At 43.8% G+C, this 15,506-nt stretch carries 13 protein-coding genes; 5 read left to right on the top strand and 8 right to left on the bottom strand.

Annotated elements, in window-relative coordinates; all coding sequences use genetic code 11:
• Positions 1 to 49: 49 nt before the first annotated feature.
• The 5 genes from VA249_RS07015 to hppD all read right to left on the bottom strand — a co-directional run bounded on the left by VA249_RS07015 (position 50) and on the right by hppD (position 4,885).
• The gene (locus VA249_RS07015) at positions 50 to 751 is read right to left on the bottom strand and encodes an SDR family NAD(P)-dependent oxidoreductase (RefSeq protein WP_221069580.1); all 702 of its coding nucleotides are present in this window, start codon (positions 749 to 751) and stop codon (positions 50 to 52) included.
• 202 nt (positions 752 to 953) lie between these two features.
• Positions 954 to 1,622, bottom strand: coding sequence for a maleylacetoacetate isomerase (gene maiA / locus VA249_RS07010; protein WP_221069578.1), 669 nt, complete (start codon positions 1,620 to 1,622; stop codon positions 954 to 956).
• Between the two features lie 19 nt (positions 1,623 to 1,641).
• The gene (locus VA249_RS07005) at positions 1,642 to 2,679 is read right to left on the bottom strand and encodes a fumarylacetoacetate hydrolase family protein (protein ID WP_221069274.1); all 1,038 of its coding nucleotides are present in this window, start codon (positions 2,677 to 2,679) and stop codon (positions 1,642 to 1,644) included.
• A 9-nt stretch (positions 2,680 to 2,688) separates the two neighbouring features.
• On the bottom strand, positions 2,689 to 3,819 hold the full coding sequence (locus VA249_RS07000) for a homogentisate 1,2-dioxygenase (RefSeq protein ID WP_221069577.1): 1,131 nt from the start codon (positions 3,817 to 3,819) through the stop codon (positions 2,689 to 2,691).
• Positions 3,812 to 4,885 carry a 4-hydroxyphenylpyruvate dioxygenase gene (gene hppD, locus VA249_RS06995; RefSeq protein ID WP_221069575.1) on the bottom strand — a complete coding sequence of 358 codons (1,074 nt, stop codon included), beginning with the start codon at positions 4,883 to 4,885 and terminating at the stop codon, positions 3,812 to 3,814. Before hppD ends, VA249_RS07000 begins: the two co-directional genes overlap by 8 nt.
• A gap of 43 nt (positions 4,886 to 4,928) precedes the next feature.
• On the opposite strand from hppD, the gene VA249_RS06990 reads away from it, so the two are divergent.
• Positions 4,929 to 5,219, top strand: coding sequence for a hypothetical protein (locus VA249_RS06990; protein WP_221069573.1), 291 nt, complete (start codon positions 4,929 to 4,931; stop codon positions 5,217 to 5,219).
• A gap of 85 nt (positions 5,220 to 5,304) precedes the next feature.
• Here the strand turns inward: VA249_RS06990 and VA249_RS06985 are convergent, their stop codons facing one another.
• The gene (locus VA249_RS06985) at positions 5,305 to 6,123 is read right to left on the bottom strand and encodes a hypothetical protein (protein WP_221069572.1); all 819 of its coding nucleotides are present in this window, start codon (positions 6,121 to 6,123) and stop codon (positions 5,305 to 5,307) included.
• 403 nt (positions 6,124 to 6,526) lie between these two features.
• On the opposite strand from VA249_RS06985, the gene VA249_RS06980 reads away from it, so the two are divergent.
• The 4 genes from VA249_RS06980 (at position 6,527) to VA249_RS06965 (ending at position 11,195) form a co-directional block, all read left to right on the top strand.
• Positions 6,527 to 7,225 (top strand): winged helix-turn-helix domain-containing protein, encoded by a 699-nt coding sequence (locus tag VA249_RS06980; protein WP_221069570.1) that lies wholly within the window; start codon positions 6,527 to 6,529, stop codon positions 7,223 to 7,225.
• Positions 7,204 to 7,686 (top strand): hypothetical protein, encoded by a 483-nt coding sequence (locus VA249_RS06975; protein WP_221069569.1) that lies wholly within the window; start codon positions 7,204 to 7,206, stop codon positions 7,684 to 7,686. The genes VA249_RS06980 and VA249_RS06975 overlap by 22 nt, the downstream gene beginning before the upstream one ends.
• A 168-nt stretch (positions 7,687 to 7,854) precedes the next feature.
• Entirely contained in the window at positions 7,855 to 9,474 is a 1,620-nt protein-coding gene (locus tag VA249_RS06970; protein WP_221069567.1) for an MFS transporter, read from the top strand.
• A gap of 77 nt (positions 9,475 to 9,551) precedes the next feature.
• A complete protein-coding gene (locus VA249_RS06965; RefSeq protein ID WP_221069565.1) occupies positions 9,552 to 11,195 on the top strand; it encodes an MFS transporter in 1,644 nt (547 codons plus the stop codon).
• 553 nt (positions 11,196 to 11,748) lie between these two features.
• Here the strand turns inward: VA249_RS06965 and VA249_RS06960 are convergent.
• Both VA249_RS06960 and VA249_RS06955 read right to left on the bottom strand, forming a co-directional pair.
• The gene (locus VA249_RS06960; RefSeq protein WP_221067583.1) at positions 11,749 to 13,185 is read right to left on the bottom strand and encodes an IS1182 family transposase; all 1,437 of its coding nucleotides are present in this window, start codon (positions 13,183 to 13,185) and stop codon (positions 11,749 to 11,751) included.
• A gap of 121 nt (positions 13,186 to 13,306) precedes the next feature.
• On the bottom strand, positions 13,307 to 15,043 hold the full coding sequence (locus VA249_RS06955) for an amidohydrolase (RefSeq protein ID WP_221069563.1): 1,737 nt from the start codon (positions 15,041 to 15,043) through the stop codon (positions 13,307 to 13,309).
• Positions 15,044 to 15,506: the final 463 nt, after the last annotated feature.

Below are 15,506 nucleotides of genomic sequence, written 5' to 3'. Positions count from 1 at the left end.
CTGAGTTCTTATGTTCTCATCCATGTTTCGTTCGATTTTGAATGCGGACCTACCTAAGATATGCACCATCATTAATATCAATGCAGCTTCCATTTATGTATTGAGGACTTTGGGAACCTAACCAACAAATTGTTTTAGCAATCTCTTTTGGCTGTGCAAAACGTCCTGTCAACGCTGATTCTTTTATCTGTTCAAGACGACGAGGGTCAATTGACTCCATCATCGAAGTCATAACTGGTCCACTCGCAATGGCATTGACGGTAATTCCATGTGGGCCAAGTAACTTAGCAAAACTCTTCGTTGCATTCAGCAAACCTGATTTGGTTACACCATACCAAATATCTGGATGACCAATGTGACCCGCAATTGAAGTATTATTAACTATACGACCTGAACCTTGTACTTTCATTTTCTTACCGACTTCTGTCATAAGCGCAACAGGAGCCTCAAGATTCACCTTGAGCGTCAATGCTTTCATCGCATCAGGATAATCATCATATGGTGCGGAAATCATGACGCCTGCGTTATTAACCAAAACATCAATTACCGGTAAGCTTGATATTAGGCTCGGAATTGTGGATAAGTTTGTCAGATCAAATTCAATACATTTAACTCTATTGTCATCCAACAATTCAAAATCATTGAACTCTCTAGCGAGCGCAATAACATTGTATTTTGCATCTAAAAATTGTGTGCAGATTTCGCGCCCAATGCCGCCAGATGCTCCCGTAACCAAAACCGTCTTATTCATATTGTGAGCCCTAACTCTAATAACCAATTTGAGAGGCAATTATTGGTTTAGCTAACTCAGCACATCAAAGAAAATTTAGTGAAATAAAGTAGTATTCCTAAACGAAAACTAAAAATCCCCAAAAGACACACTATGGGATAGGCCTCCCCATAGTTTTAAATTGAGCAATTTGAACGCAGCCAGTACTTATCAATCAAAGAACTCAACTAGTAGCATCATGCTGATTCTCTGGCATCGCAGCAATAAAAGCAGGCAATTGGTTACAAGCTTCCACAACAGCAGTGATAATGGGATAAGACGTCATATCAACGCCAAAACGCAGCGCATTGTAAACTTGCGGCACCAAGCAAATATCAACAACAGAGGGAGAGTCAGTCACACTGTAGATACAGTTTCCATATTGTTGTCGATGGCGGGTTAACTTTTCTTCTAATGCTGTAAAGCCCTCGTGTATCCAATGATGGATCCATTCAACTTTGTTTTCTTGATTGCAAGACCACTCCCTTTCCAAATACTGCAACACGCGTAAGTTATTAAGCGGATGGATCTCCATTGCAATATCCTGGGCTATCGCCAACGCTTGATAGCGAAGCGGCGACGGTTCTGGGATGACAGGAGCTTGTGGATATTGCTCATCGAGATACTGAATGATGGCAAGAGACTGATTTAGCTGAATATCACCATCGACAAGCACTGGCACAAGCTCAGAGGCGTTTAGCTCATGATATTCCGCGCTGTGCTGCTCACCGCCGTTACGTACCAAGTGAACCGATTGAGACTCGTAGCCCAACGCTTTTAAGTTCAAACAAATGCGCACTCGATACGCCGCCGAAGAACGCCAGTAGCCGTAGAGGGTGATATTTTCGCTCATCGCTTCCTTGCCTCACATTTTAGTGTTTTAAATATTGGCTGACTTGTTGATCAATCGCGCCAAAGATCGAGTTACCATCTGTATCAAACATCTCTAGCTTGATTGAGTCACCAAACGACATAAAGCGAGTTATCGGCTTGCCATCACGAATGGTCTCTATCATGCGTACTTCTGCGATACAGGAATAACCCACGCCACCCTCTTCGATAGAAGTGCCGTGATCTGTGCCCTGCTTGTTCGATACTGTGCCCGAGCCAATGATTGCACCCGCAGAAAGTGGACGTGTTTTGCTAGCATGGACAATCAAGTCAGCGAAATCAAACGTCATATCGACACCTGCATTTGGGCAACCAAATGGCTTGTGGTTGTATGTAGAAACTAAAGGCAAATGAACTTTGTTCTCATACCACGCTTTACCCAGTTCATCTGGCGTTACTGCAACAGGAGAGAACGCCGATGACGGTTTCGATTGGAAGAAGCCAAAGCCTTTCGCCAACTCCGCGGGAATCAAACCACGCAGTGACACATCATTAACTAGCATGATAAGACGAATGGATTCTTGTGCTTCTGCAATACTTGCGCCCATTGGTACGTCACCGGTGATCACGGCAACTTCGCCTTCGAAATCGATGCCCCACTCGTCGCTGGCAAATTCAATGTTGTCGCAAGGGCCAATAAACGTGTCTGAGCCGCCTTGATACATCAAAGGATCGGTCCAGAAGCTTTCTGGCATTTCTGCACCGCGCGCTTTACGCACTAGTTCGACGTGATTGACGTAAGCACTGCCATCTGCCCATTGATATGCGCGTGGCAATGGTGATGCTAGATAGTGGGATTCAAACTCTTCACTTCCCGAAACCGCACCATTGTTTAGCGCGTTATAAAGTTCTTCCAGTTGTGGAGCGACTTTGTCCCAGTTATCCAATGCCACTTGCATGGTCGGCGCGAGATGCATCGCGTGGAAAATTTCGGTTGCCGGAACACATTGTGTCAGGTCTTTGCTCACGACCATCAACAGACCATCGCGAGTGCCATTTTTCTTGGTTGCTAATTTCATCCTTGCCCCTTACTTCTCTTGCCAGCTATAGACGTATTCTTTGTTTTCAACCTTATCGAGCTCGTCAGAAAACTCGAGGGCGTGGCGCGTATCAATCATCACTGCCACTTCATCGGTAAACTTCTTCTTATATTCCTGACCCGCTTTGAATGCTTTCGGATGAGGACCGTGAGTAAAGCCTGCCGGGTGGAAAGTCACCATGCCTGCCTCTATATTGTCACGGCTGAAGAAATCCCCTGCGTGGTAGAACAAGACTTCGTCATAATCGTCATTGTTATGATAGAACGGCACTTTCAGTGCGCCAGGATCGCTCTCGATTGGACGAGGTACAAACGTACACACCACGAATCCAGCACCAACAAACGTTGTGTGGGCAGAAGGTGGTAAGTGATAACGATGTGACATCAAAGGTCGAATATCACGCCAGTTCACTTTCACCACGGCCAAGTCGCCGTGCCAACCAATCGCATCAAGCGGGTTGAATGGGTAAGTAATCATGCTGACTTTGTCATGGCGCTTCACATGAACTTGAGTTTGATCTTCTGAGTACTGCCCGCGGAATTCGTCGTTAATGGAAGGCGTTTCCAGAACCGCTGGGTCGAATACAGCGTGATTGCCCACCATGCCTTTTTCTGGCAAAGAATAAGCAGCATCGGTGTTTTCAATCATCAGAACAAACATTGGTTCGCTTGGTTCTAAGCGCCAACTGGTTGAGCGTGGGATCATTACGTAGTCGCCTTCGCTCACTTTGAGATGACCATAGTCGCAATAAAGGTCTGCAGTGCCGTGATGGATGAATAACAACTCATCGCCATCGGCGTTACGCACTAAGAAGTCCATCTTCTCATCCATACGCCATACACGGATCTTACAGTTGGCGTTGTGTAAAAGAAGCGGCACTGCCCAAGGTGAAATCTGACTCGCCGTTTCGACTAAGTTGAAATCGAATGCGCGAGGTCGCAAGTCGCCCTCCCACTCAGACCAACCTGTCGGTGCGTGTTGGTGATGAAAGTGTACCGCTGGGCCGAAGAACCCACTTCGACCTGCTTCACGTTCGTAAATTGCCTCTTCCGGGAAATCAGCATGTGCTTGCTTAGAGCACACTCCCTCCCGATGAGGAAATGTGATCCATTTATGCATCGCTTAGTACTCCTCGGCGGATTTGATCTTCTTCAATCGATTCAAACAGTGCTTTGAAGTTACCCTCACCAAAGCCCTCATTGCCTTTACGTTGAATGATTTCGAAGAACACCGGTCCAATAACAGTCTGAGTGAAGATTTGCAGCAAGATGCCATCTTTAGTTGGTGCGCCATCAATCAAAATTCTCATATCACGCAGTTTGCTGACATCCTCCCCATGGCCTTTCACTCGTTCATCAATTTTCTCGTAGTAAGTGTCTGGTGTAGGCATAAAATCCATACCGCGGTCACGTAGGGTTTGAACGGTTTGGTATATATCATCCGTGCTTAGCGCTATATGCTGAATACCCTCACCGTTGTATTCGCGGATGAACTCCTCAATCTGAGATTTGTCATCCGAAGATTCATTGATTGGAATACGGATCTTGCCACAAGGAGCCGTCATTGCTCGGCTGACAAGACCTGTCAATTTACCCTCGATATCGAAGTAACGAATTTCGCGGAAATTACCAATGCGCTCGTAGAACCCAGACCACACATCCATGTTACCTTGCTTGACGTTATGGGTCAGATGGTCAATTTCGTACATACCTACGTCGGCTTTTGCAAGGCGCTCGTCCGCATCGTCATAGAAACGAAAATCAACGTCGTAAATACTTTGTTTGCCGTAACGGTCAACAAAGTACAGCAAGCTTTCACCGATGCCATAAATAGCAGGGATACTCAACTCCATTGGACCAATTTCAGTTTTGTATTCAACACCGCCGTTATCCAGTGCTTGCTTAAGGGCTACATTGGCATCTTTTACACGAAACGCCATTCCGCACACGGAAGGGCCATGAAGTTTAGAAAACGCTTCTGCCTGACTATGAGGCTGAGCATTAACAATGAAGCTAATGTCACCTTGTCGATACAGCCACGCCTCTTTAGAACGGTGTTTTGCGATCTCAGCAAAGCCCAACGAAGAAAAGAGTGCTTTTAGTTGTTCAATACCCACGCTATCTGCTGCGGTATATTCAACAAACTCGAATCCATCCGTGCCTAATGGGTTGTAGGTGTCCACCATGACTTTCTCCTCAATGTTACTGTTATAGCTAGAAACAGCCGTTATGCCTGGAAACGTTCTTTACGCCAGAAAACTGTCGGCTTACTTAGAATCTATTTCTAACTTGGCGCAGGAGAAGATAAATTGGAATAGTTGGCGAAAAATCGGTGACTTAGCGAATACTGCCAATGAATGTAAAAAATTTGTTACGCCCGGAGCGTTAATTTTAAAGCCAAAAGCAATGACAGTTAAAATAACTTATTATCAGCAACTTATCGTTTTCCTTTCGCAATACAACCCAGCTTGCCAATGTAAACAAAATGTTACCAAACCATTGAATGGCCGCTTTATTTGACGCAGCAGGATGAAGATGGGGCATCAAACTGGCAACAGGATATGTTACCAGTTCTAGAAGAGGTGATTAGATTGAACACTGCCAATTAGAAGTAATAGCTATAAGTAAATTTCAGCTCTGTCCCTTGTCTATTGTGGCCGAAGCTTTGCTCGACATCATCAAAGTACTCGGTGTAAGTGATTTTTCCCCAATGTTTGCGGTTTTGTGCAAGTGGGGTTTGAAATGCGAGATCCAGTTGAAGCTGGTTTATCGTTCCCACCGTTCCACCAAAATCTAATGAACTAAACTGCGGGTTAATTTGAACGTGCGTACCATTTTGATGCAAATAGATTGAGTTCAAAAAGTTAAATTGAACGCCCCAGGTATAATCATCCACCAGCCCTAGCTTGCTGTAAGTACTATTGTTCTGTCCCACTGCACCAGCAAGAATTGGGAATGACAACCAATTTTTGAATGGCGTATCAACACGGATCAAACCGCCCACCGCAAACAATCGATCAGAAATGGCATCGGTAAAACTGGTTTCAATATAATCTAGAGAGATGCCGGCCATAGGCGCATGCTGCCACTCTGTATGAGTCACTTCAAAGTACCTAGCGCGTACTTGTGACAAGTTAAAATCGTCGCTACCCACTTTACCGTTTTCCTGGCCCTGAATGGTTAGCTGCCCCAAAAACAGATTGCCATTACTTTTCCCCCCAGACATCTGACCCTGAATTTGAACAAAATCATTGTCCTCTTCATTAAAGCTCTGTTTTCCGTAAGTGATATTTACTACCGACGAGACCTTAGTATGGTCACCTGGATCTGGCGCATCGTCTGGCGTGATATGTTCATCTGCTATAGCGTGAGTTGAGAAAAGAATAAGTGCACTACTTAAAGCTATTTTTTTATAATTTGTCATGGTCGGAGAACCTACTTTGTGCGTTATTGGTTTGTCAGCTTCTATGAGCTAAATTCGAACTCACTCTAGAAAATTTACACACACAGCGATAACAAAATAAAAAAACATAAAATAAAAAAAAGTATAGTGTCGGAAATGTTTTATTTAAAAACATGCACTTAAAAAGACCCACATCCCAAACCACCTCGCCCACATAAATATTACAGAATGATTTTAAATTGCTGATATATTTTCCTCGCCCATTCCATGATATTAATTTTCACTTCGACTTTAATTTATAATGACCGGATTCGCATTTTTGATATTTGGTTTTCGTTCTGGTCCACTTTTTGCGTCTGATCAAATGCGTGATCGATTCTTCTCGGGTAGCATAATCCTTGAAATAACAGAAAGAGAGAATTCAATGCCTAAGTTATCCTTGGAGCCACCGGTATATAAAGTGGGAGATATATACTTTTCCCCGACTTCCGGCGTTATCGATAATCAAGGAGAGCTATCGAGATTAAGGGCAAGGGAAGCCAATCTATTTAATGAGCTAATCAAGACCTTTCCAGAAGTTCTGTCTCGAACCACGATAGAAGAAACGCTGTGGAAAGACTCTTACGCAACAAATGCGACCATTAATCAAACCGTGAAAGCGCTGCGATTTTCTTTAAAAGATATCGATAGAACCTTGATTAGAACGATCCCGAAACAAGGCTACGTTCTCGCGATCGCACCAATAAAAGAAAATGGCTATGGTGATCTTAGCCCTTGCTTTACGTCCCCGAATGAACAGGTTACTGAAGAAATTGATACGAACAAAAGTTCATCTGAAGACTCAAACCAACCGATACATTCCATTCGAGTGGTTGTCGCGGTGTGCACAATAGCTATTGCTTCTTTCGCTTTATCTGCCTCTGGGTTGTTTGTGTCGGAACCTAATAGGGTAAGCCAAAAATACGGAAATCACTGGGTATTGTTTGAGCCCACTGAAAACGAGTTATCTTCTCTGCCTGTAAAGCCAGATGAAACAACAAAATACATAACAAAACATGCGAATTACTATCGAATCTGTTCTGAGAAACAAGGAGTATTAGAATGCCAAAAAGTCGATTTCTAATTCTACTCATCATCTCAGGAGTGATTGCACTTTCCAGTTTTGCTGGGACGAAAGTCTATCGTTATTTAAACGACCCTTTTCAACTTTACGAGGGGGCGTGGCAAGGTGACGGTACGCTATTCATCGGAGATAAAAAAATCCATTCTGTGGCCATAATGCTAGTTGAAGATGGCCAGATTAGACTCTCGGTGAACAACCGATATGGTGATTTTAACTACACCTATGACGGTACACTCAAAATTCGAAAGCATGAACATATTAGTGCTCATTTCGATATTGTGAACCGACAGGTACGAGGCTTAGAAGAGTTTGTTAAAAATACTCATATCGACATCCCAATGGGAGGAAGCTTACTTCGCTTGAATGCATGGCGACTTGATGAGGGACGTCTTTTTATCGATGTAGAGCAAAGTAACAACTTAGATGTCTCTTATGTTTTAACAAAAAAATCAGATGGTTAGGATTGTTTTAGTTTTTTTTATTTTCTAATTTACAAAAACAACTTTTTTTCTTCTAAAGATACTTTTTTTGGTTGGAGCGAAAACAACCCTACGCGTTTAAATAGTGCCGATGACAAATCAAAACTATAACGACACGAGCTCTCGCTCTTCAACCAAAAGGTATCTACTATGACGGTATCCGCTTCTACACTTCCTACACCGGAAGAAAAATCAGGGTTAGCCAAATGGTTTCCTCTGATTGTTCTTCTTGCGGCACAGTTTTCTACGATGGCCGATAACTCTGGTCTCGCGATTTCAACTGACGCTCTTATTGCTTTACACGGCGCAACCATGCCACAAATTCAAATGGCCAATGCCATGTATCCTCTTATTGCAGGTGCAGGCATGATTGCTGGTGGTTTAATTGGCCTTATCATTGGCTGGAAACGCCAAATGGTCATCGGCGCGGGCATGCTTGCCGCCGCTTCATTTGGTGCAGCCTTTGCGCCAAACATGGAAGTATTAAACTATGGCGCACGCGTTGGTGCTGGCCTTGGCGCTTGTTTGTTGATCCCAGCTGTACTTGCCAATGTCGCTGGTATTTATAAGGGCAAAGATCAAGCCATTGCTTTCTCGGCTATCGCGGCATTGGTTGGTCTTGCAAGTGCTATTACGCCACTTTTGTTTGGCTTTATTCTTGATGTAGCAAGCTTCCAAGTAGCCTTTATTGGTTTAGGCATCTACTGCTTACTCGTTATGTTCGGTAGCATGAAGTTGCCAACGCTAGAATCGAGCCCTTTTAAAGGTAAACTGGATACTGTTGGCATTGCGCTAGCTGGCATCGGCTTACTGTGCTTTGTAACGGGCCTGTTGAAAATCTCTGAATGGGGCCTAATTGCACCACTGACTGACTTCTCAATCCTTGGCATCTCTCCTGCAATTCCAACGGTTTTACTTGGTGCTGCAATTCTCAAAGCCCTTATGGTTTGGGAGCGTAAATTTGAAGCACAAGGTGGTACACCACTTCTTCCATCGTCTTACGTTAAAAACCCTCAGGTTGTCGTTGGCCTAGTACTATGTGCAACCATCTTCTTGCTATTTGGTGCGACAGGATTCATCAACGTATCTTACATGCAGCTTGTTGCTGGTATGAGTGCATTTTCCTCTGGTATGGCATTATGTGCTTTCGCATTAGGCATGATGATCGGCTCACTAGGCGCACCGGCAAAGCTTGCTCACCTCACCTGTCAGCGCATCTGCCAGCTTGGATTCATTATCGCGGCCGCAGGCACAGCACTCATGTTCCTTGGATTTACCGCTGAGGGAATTACTTTCTGGCAGTACATTTCTCTGACTATTTTTGGTACTGGTGCGGGTCTGCTAGCATCTCAAGCATCGATTGTTGTTACCTCAGCACTTGATGAACGTGAAGCACAGCAATCCGGTGGTATCCAAGCGACATCTCGTAACGTTGGACAAGCATTTGGTGTTGCAATTCTTGGTTCAGTTATGCTGTTCTCACTAACAGGTGCGATTAAATCAAACGTTGCTGAGCACGAAGCACTGTCCGCTGAAACCAAGCAAATCATCATCGAGCAACCATCATTACCGTTCGTATCTAACGCAATGGCAGTTGATCTGATGGAAGACCTGATTGTGGATAAAGAAGAGCAACGCATCGTGATCGAAGTGATGGCAGAATCTCGCTTACAGTCAGTCCACTATGCTCTGTTTGCACTTATTGGCTTAATGCTTGGTGGCTTAGCCCTTTGTTCAAAACTTCCCCAACGTTCTTTAATGAATAGTTAAGGTTGACCTTTAAGCCTCGGTACTACCGGGGCTTTATTCGTTTCAACCATACCATTTCAGTCACCCAGAGAGACACTATGGATAAGACTAAAGATAACAAAACAAGTTGGTTGCTCATTGCGTTGTGCCTCGCGCAATTCACACTTTCGGCAGACGTCGCCAACCTTTCTATCTCCACTTCTGCTCTCGTCACCGTCTTCCAAACGGACATTTCTAGCATCCAATTTTTGGGCAGTGTTCAACCTTTAGTCGGCGCGGCATTTATGCTCTCAGCCAGTATATTGGGTCTCATCATTGGTTGGCGGCGATTACTCATTTTAGGAACTTCAATTGGGCTAGTATCGACGATTGGATTCATCACCATCGATAACCTAACGACCATTTCTCTGTTCATTCGTCCACTTGCAGGGATTGCTTCGGCGTTGATATTGCCAGCGGTACTTGCTCTCGTCGTTGCGCACTTTCCTGGTAAAAAACGCGCAGTGGGTTTCGGGTTAATGGCAGCATCAACGGGGTTAGCAGCAGCATTGATTCCCCTTGTAAGTGGTTGGCTTCATGACAGCACACAATGGGTTTGGCCATTTGTTATTATCGCTATTCTTTATTTTCTGAGCCTAATCAGTGCCATCTTTTGGATTCGACCAATTCACACCAATCAACCAGCCAAATTTGACTTTTTAGGCGCAACTCTTGGGGCAATAAGTACCGTTACCATCTTCTTTGGTTTGATTAAAATGCCTTATTGGGGACTTTTCTCAGTATTAAACGGGGCGAACATTCCTCAATGGCTTGTCTTTGTCACACCATTTAGCCCTGCCCTATTCTTGCTCATACTTGGCTCGATATTATTTGGCTTATTTCTCTATCAACAAACCCGATTCGAGCAAACGTATGGTTACGCTATTTTGCCTTTTAGTTGGTTAAAGAACCGATGCTCTCGCACAGGGTTTCTTATTCTATCTTTGATGTATCTTGTATTAGGAGGGAGCAGCTTTGTCGTGGTCACCTATTTGCAAGTCGCCATTTCGCTTTCCACCTCCCATTCTGGTGGCATTATTTTGCTCTTTTCTGCATGCATGATCGGGCTTTCTATTGGCACACCACTCCTATTCAAAAGCCAATCCGCAAAGCGTCTATGCCAAATTGGATTTTGCGTCATGGCTGGTGCGGGCGTAATTTTGCTCTTATCCAGTCAGAGCACAAGTATCTTAATACCTTTCTATCTTGGTATGGCATTACTTGGAGCATCAATGGGTATTTTGGCGTCCCAATGTCCGGTGATCATTACCAATGCTCTAGGTGAGCGCGAAGCAGAACAGTCTGGTGGACTACAAGCAACCGTAAGAAACATTGGCCTAGTGTTGGGTATTAGCCTATTTGGTGGCATTAACCAATGGACAATGGATCACAACATTCGCTCCAACCACGAAATTACCACGTACTTTCCTCATGCATTTGTTACTGACCTCAACCAGGTTTCACATGTCCCTTACGTTGATGACAACCGATTAGATGTTTTAATCGAGCATTACAATCTCGATCTTCATCAGGCGAATTATTTGCATCAATCCAATGCTAACGCGAGATTACTCGGCTTTGATATGGCGATGAGTCTACTTACATTCACCGCTCTTTTGGGTTGTTTTGTTAGTACTCGAGTTCAAAAACAACCCGCAATAACGACGGCAAAATCGACGCACTCTCTTATTCCGTCAAAATAATCTCCACTGCAAGTCTTTGAACGGTATGACTCTGCTTTATACCGTTCGAACGCTTACTCAATTCATATCCTATTCTCTGCATCTACATCTACATCTACATCTACATCTACATCTACATCTACAAGCGTATCGTTGTAATGATTTCAGCTACCATCTTTTGTGCGATACGTCGCTCCTTACCAATATTTAGATACCAACGTTCTCAATGTGCAAAGCGTGTTAAAACGGACGTCATTCAAAAGAATCATCAAACAAAAGCCTTTCCTCTTAGAGTTGCCGTATGGAAACCTAAGCGTAGTTAGATTGTTCCCACACTAAGCCGCGAATTAACCAAAACAAGAAGCTCAACGCGATGTAGGGCTGTTAATCTGAGACTTGTACCTTGGCATGACATATGCCGCTCACACTGACGTTGGGATATAAACCGTGACTATCTATCGATAATAAATACAAAAAAAGAGCGCTTATTGCGCTCAGATTGATGACGAACCCCGCTTTTTAAGCGGGGTTCTTTTTTGGAAGCGACCGTAGGTCGCGATCGCGATATTTTTTGTTATATCGTGCGCAGAAGTTTCCATTCATTACATAGGCATACAGAAGCAAGTATTTGCCTTATTTCTGCCATGTTTAAGCCCATTTTTCGTAGATAACTCATCACCAACGCTATCTTCTTGATGTTTTGAGCTGCTGCTGCCAACCAACATTGCATTTGCACATTGGCTAGACCTCGAAAGCGAGCATAACGATGACCATGATGTTGCTTGGCGTCTGCGAAGCTCCGTTCTACGGTTTCACTTCGACGTCGATAAGTCTTTTTTCCGTAGGAAGAGAGCCGCATTTGATTTGCTCTCTCTACTGCATCGCTATAGATATGCCGAGCAATCACTTTCTTCATGTTTTTGCTTTGAGTGCAGTCATTCCTCATTGGACAGAACGCACACTCTTTGGGGTCTGAATGGTATTCTCGGTAGGCATCACGTGATGTGGTTTTATAAAGCAACTCCTGACCATTCGGGCATTGGTAGCTGTCTCTTTGTGCGTCGTAAGTAAAGTGTTTCTTTTTGAATGTATTTTTCGTTCTCGATGGGCGTCGATAACCGAACACGCCAAGAATACCTCGACGTTCAAGTGACTCCGCCACTGGGGCGGTAAAGTAGCCTGCATCCAGTCCAACAGCTATCGGGTTCAATTGGAATGTGGCAAGCGTGTAATCTAAGCGTTGAACGTAAGGTTGTGAGTCATTGATGTTACCTGCAGTGGTATAGGTATCGAGGATAATTCCGTGTTGACCATCAACGGTTCTATGGTCGAGATAGAAGAAGCCTTGTGGCTTATTATCACGAGTCATGAAGCCACTCTCTGGGTCAGTAGTACTGGTTTTAGTATTCTTTGTTTTTGACTCTGATCCGCGAGCCTTAAGCGGCTTCTTGCCCGCTATTTCTCGGTCTAACGTGACGTCTTCATCCAGCATATCAAGATAGGCACTCGCGCGAACCGCCGTGACTTTATTGGTGTGTTTATTCTTGTTGGCGTTCGCTTTGAGATGAGTACTGTCCGTAAAGAGCTCTTGACCCGCGACCAAACCTTTCGATATGGCTTGCTCTACGATATTAATAAAAATACGTTCGAATACATCCGTGCCATTAAAGCGACGAATGCGGTTTTGGCTGAGAGTAGATGCGTGAATGACTTTCTCTGTTAATGACATCCGTAAGAACCAACGGTAAGCGACATTCACTTCAATTTCTTTAACGAGCTGACGCTCACTTTTTATGCCAAAGATGTAGCCAAGTAAGATGATTTTGAAGAGACGAACAGGGTCAACAGGTGGACGCCCATTATCTTTACAATAAAGATGAGCGACTTCATCACGAATGAATTCAAAGTCGATAGCATTATCGATTTTACGCACTAAATGGTCTTTAGGAACCAACTGTTCCATCGTTACCATTTCCAGTTCGTATTGTTGCGGAGTCGGTTCTTGAAGCATGTCGGAGTATCCATATTTCGATACCCCTATTAGATCAAAGGTCTAGCTTGAAAGCTAGACCTTTGTCAGCAGTCTGAGCGCTTATTGCGCTCTTAATATCGTAAGTTGAATGCCTTTGCCGTTATGCGACTTCAGCTTCTTTTGCTGGCGTTGCTGCACGAGCATGCACCGTGACATCACCGCCCAATACCGTTGCATGAACATGGATGTCTTTGATCTGCTCTTTAGGCGTATTCAAAGGATCGGCATCTAGTACCGCAAAATCAGCCAGCTTTCCTGGTGCAATCGAACCTTTGTTATCTTCATGGCCCATTAGGTATGCTGCACCTAATGTTACCGCATGAAGCGCTTGTTCTGCCGTCAAGCATTCTTCTTCGCCATACACATTGCCAGAGAATATGCATTTACGATTCATCGCGCCCCACATCATAAATAGTGGGTTAACCTGTGTCACACCGTCATCACAGTGGATAGAAAAAGGAATGCCTTTTTTCGCAGACGTTTGGAATGGATTCAAGCGCTTAACAAGCTCAGGTCCAACAGTTTGAGTGGCGTGCACATCTCCCCAAACCGGTACGTGCGTACCAAATAGGTTATGACAAACGCCTAGCACTTTCATGCGGTCCATTTGCTCGTCCGTCACCATTTGATTGTGCTCTAGGCAGTGACGTGCATTTGGCATCGGCGTGTCTTTTTGCATACGCTCGATAAGGTCTAACAGTTTTTCTGTTGTACCATTACCGTTACAGTGGAAAGAGATATTGTAGCCCGCCTTATGGAAAGGAAGAGAAGTTTCATAGATCTCTTCAATATCACGAGTCAATGATGTACTTGGCTTGCCATTATAGAATGTTTGTCCGTCTAATAAGTTAGCAGTAAACCCTTGAATAGAACCATCAGTATTCACATATTTAACGCTACCGATGCTCAAACGATCGTTGTTCTCTGCTTTCATCGCATTCACTTCATCCACGCTGAATACGCCAGCAAGTGGGTATGCAGTCACACGAAGTTTAAATGCTGGGTTTGAACTGAGTGCTTGATACAACGGATATGGGTTCGATGGGATACCCATACCACAATCAGCAACGGTCGTTACGCCGAGTGAATGCGCAATGTTCGCGTAATCAATCAATGTTTTTCCGATAACAGCAGGATCAGTGCCATAATTAAATGCGCCAACATTTAGTGCACGATACAGATCTTTCATCTCTGCAATGTCACCCGTTAGTCGGCCGTTTTCACGGAGAATAAACTCTGGATCATCATCTAAGCTATACCCTACTTTTTCGATTGCTTGCGAATTCATTGTGGCTAAATGACAACTCGCATGCATGAAAAAGACTGGAGAATCATCAACCACTGAATCAAGGAAATCGCGGTTCACTACGGAGCCATCGGTCATCAATAATGGGTCAAGACCCCAAAGGTTAAGCCAATCACCTGTTTTCCCTGCATTATCATGCTCTTGTTTTAGTTCTTTAATGCGGGCTTTTAGTGTCTCTTCCGTTGAGCAACCTTTGAGTAGTTTGCCACCAACACCTAAGCGATCATACTGGCCGCCATACTCGAACATGCCTGTAAACAGAGCCGCCATCAGTGGGTGCATGTGTGCTTCAATAAAGCCAGGAACAATCGTTTTCCCTTCAAACTGAGCGTCATGACGGTAAGAGATATTTTCCGTATTTAGGAATGTTTCAGCCTGATCTTTAGTGCCCGTAAAAAGTATTTTTCCACTTTGTACAACGACTGCATTTGCTTTTGGTTGTTCTTCGTTAACGGTAATAAAGCTACCAGTGTATAGAACCGTTTCATTGTTGTATTCAAGACCTGGATTAAGCAATGTTTTTGTTGTCATAATTAAACTCCGAACATGTAGGATACGTGTTTGTTTTTTGTGTACCCTTTCAAACTGCCTCAAACCATCGTTGCTTTCGAGAATTTAAAAGTGAAATAAAATTATCAAATAAAATGCGTTTCTAAAAAAAACTCAATAGCATGAATTTATTGTATTTTTTGTCAAAGATGGTTTTGGTGTCGTTCGAAAAACATGTGCACTTCAAAGGTACCAATTGGGATGTCAGACGCTTCAAATCGATCTTTCCTGTTATCCACTACCGCATAGACGATCACAATAGCTAGGATGAATATCAGCCCGACAAAAACCAGTATTCTTGTGTAGAATCCCATAGTACAGCCCTCTTTTTTGGTTGAGTGCTATTTATAGGACGTTTATTTCCCTCAATTATTGACAAGTGACCTTTTAAAACAATTTCTCACTTATTATTATTTCTTTTGGTCTAACTTTTTTCTTAATGATA

The organism is Vibrio alfacsensis (assembly GCF_019670485.1).
GTDB classification, from domain to species: Bacteria; Pseudomonadota; Gammaproteobacteria; order Enterobacterales; family Vibrionaceae; genus Vibrio; species Vibrio alfacsensis.
Note: the sequence above shows the minus strand (reverse complement) of the source record. Positions and strands in the feature narration are given on the sequence as shown.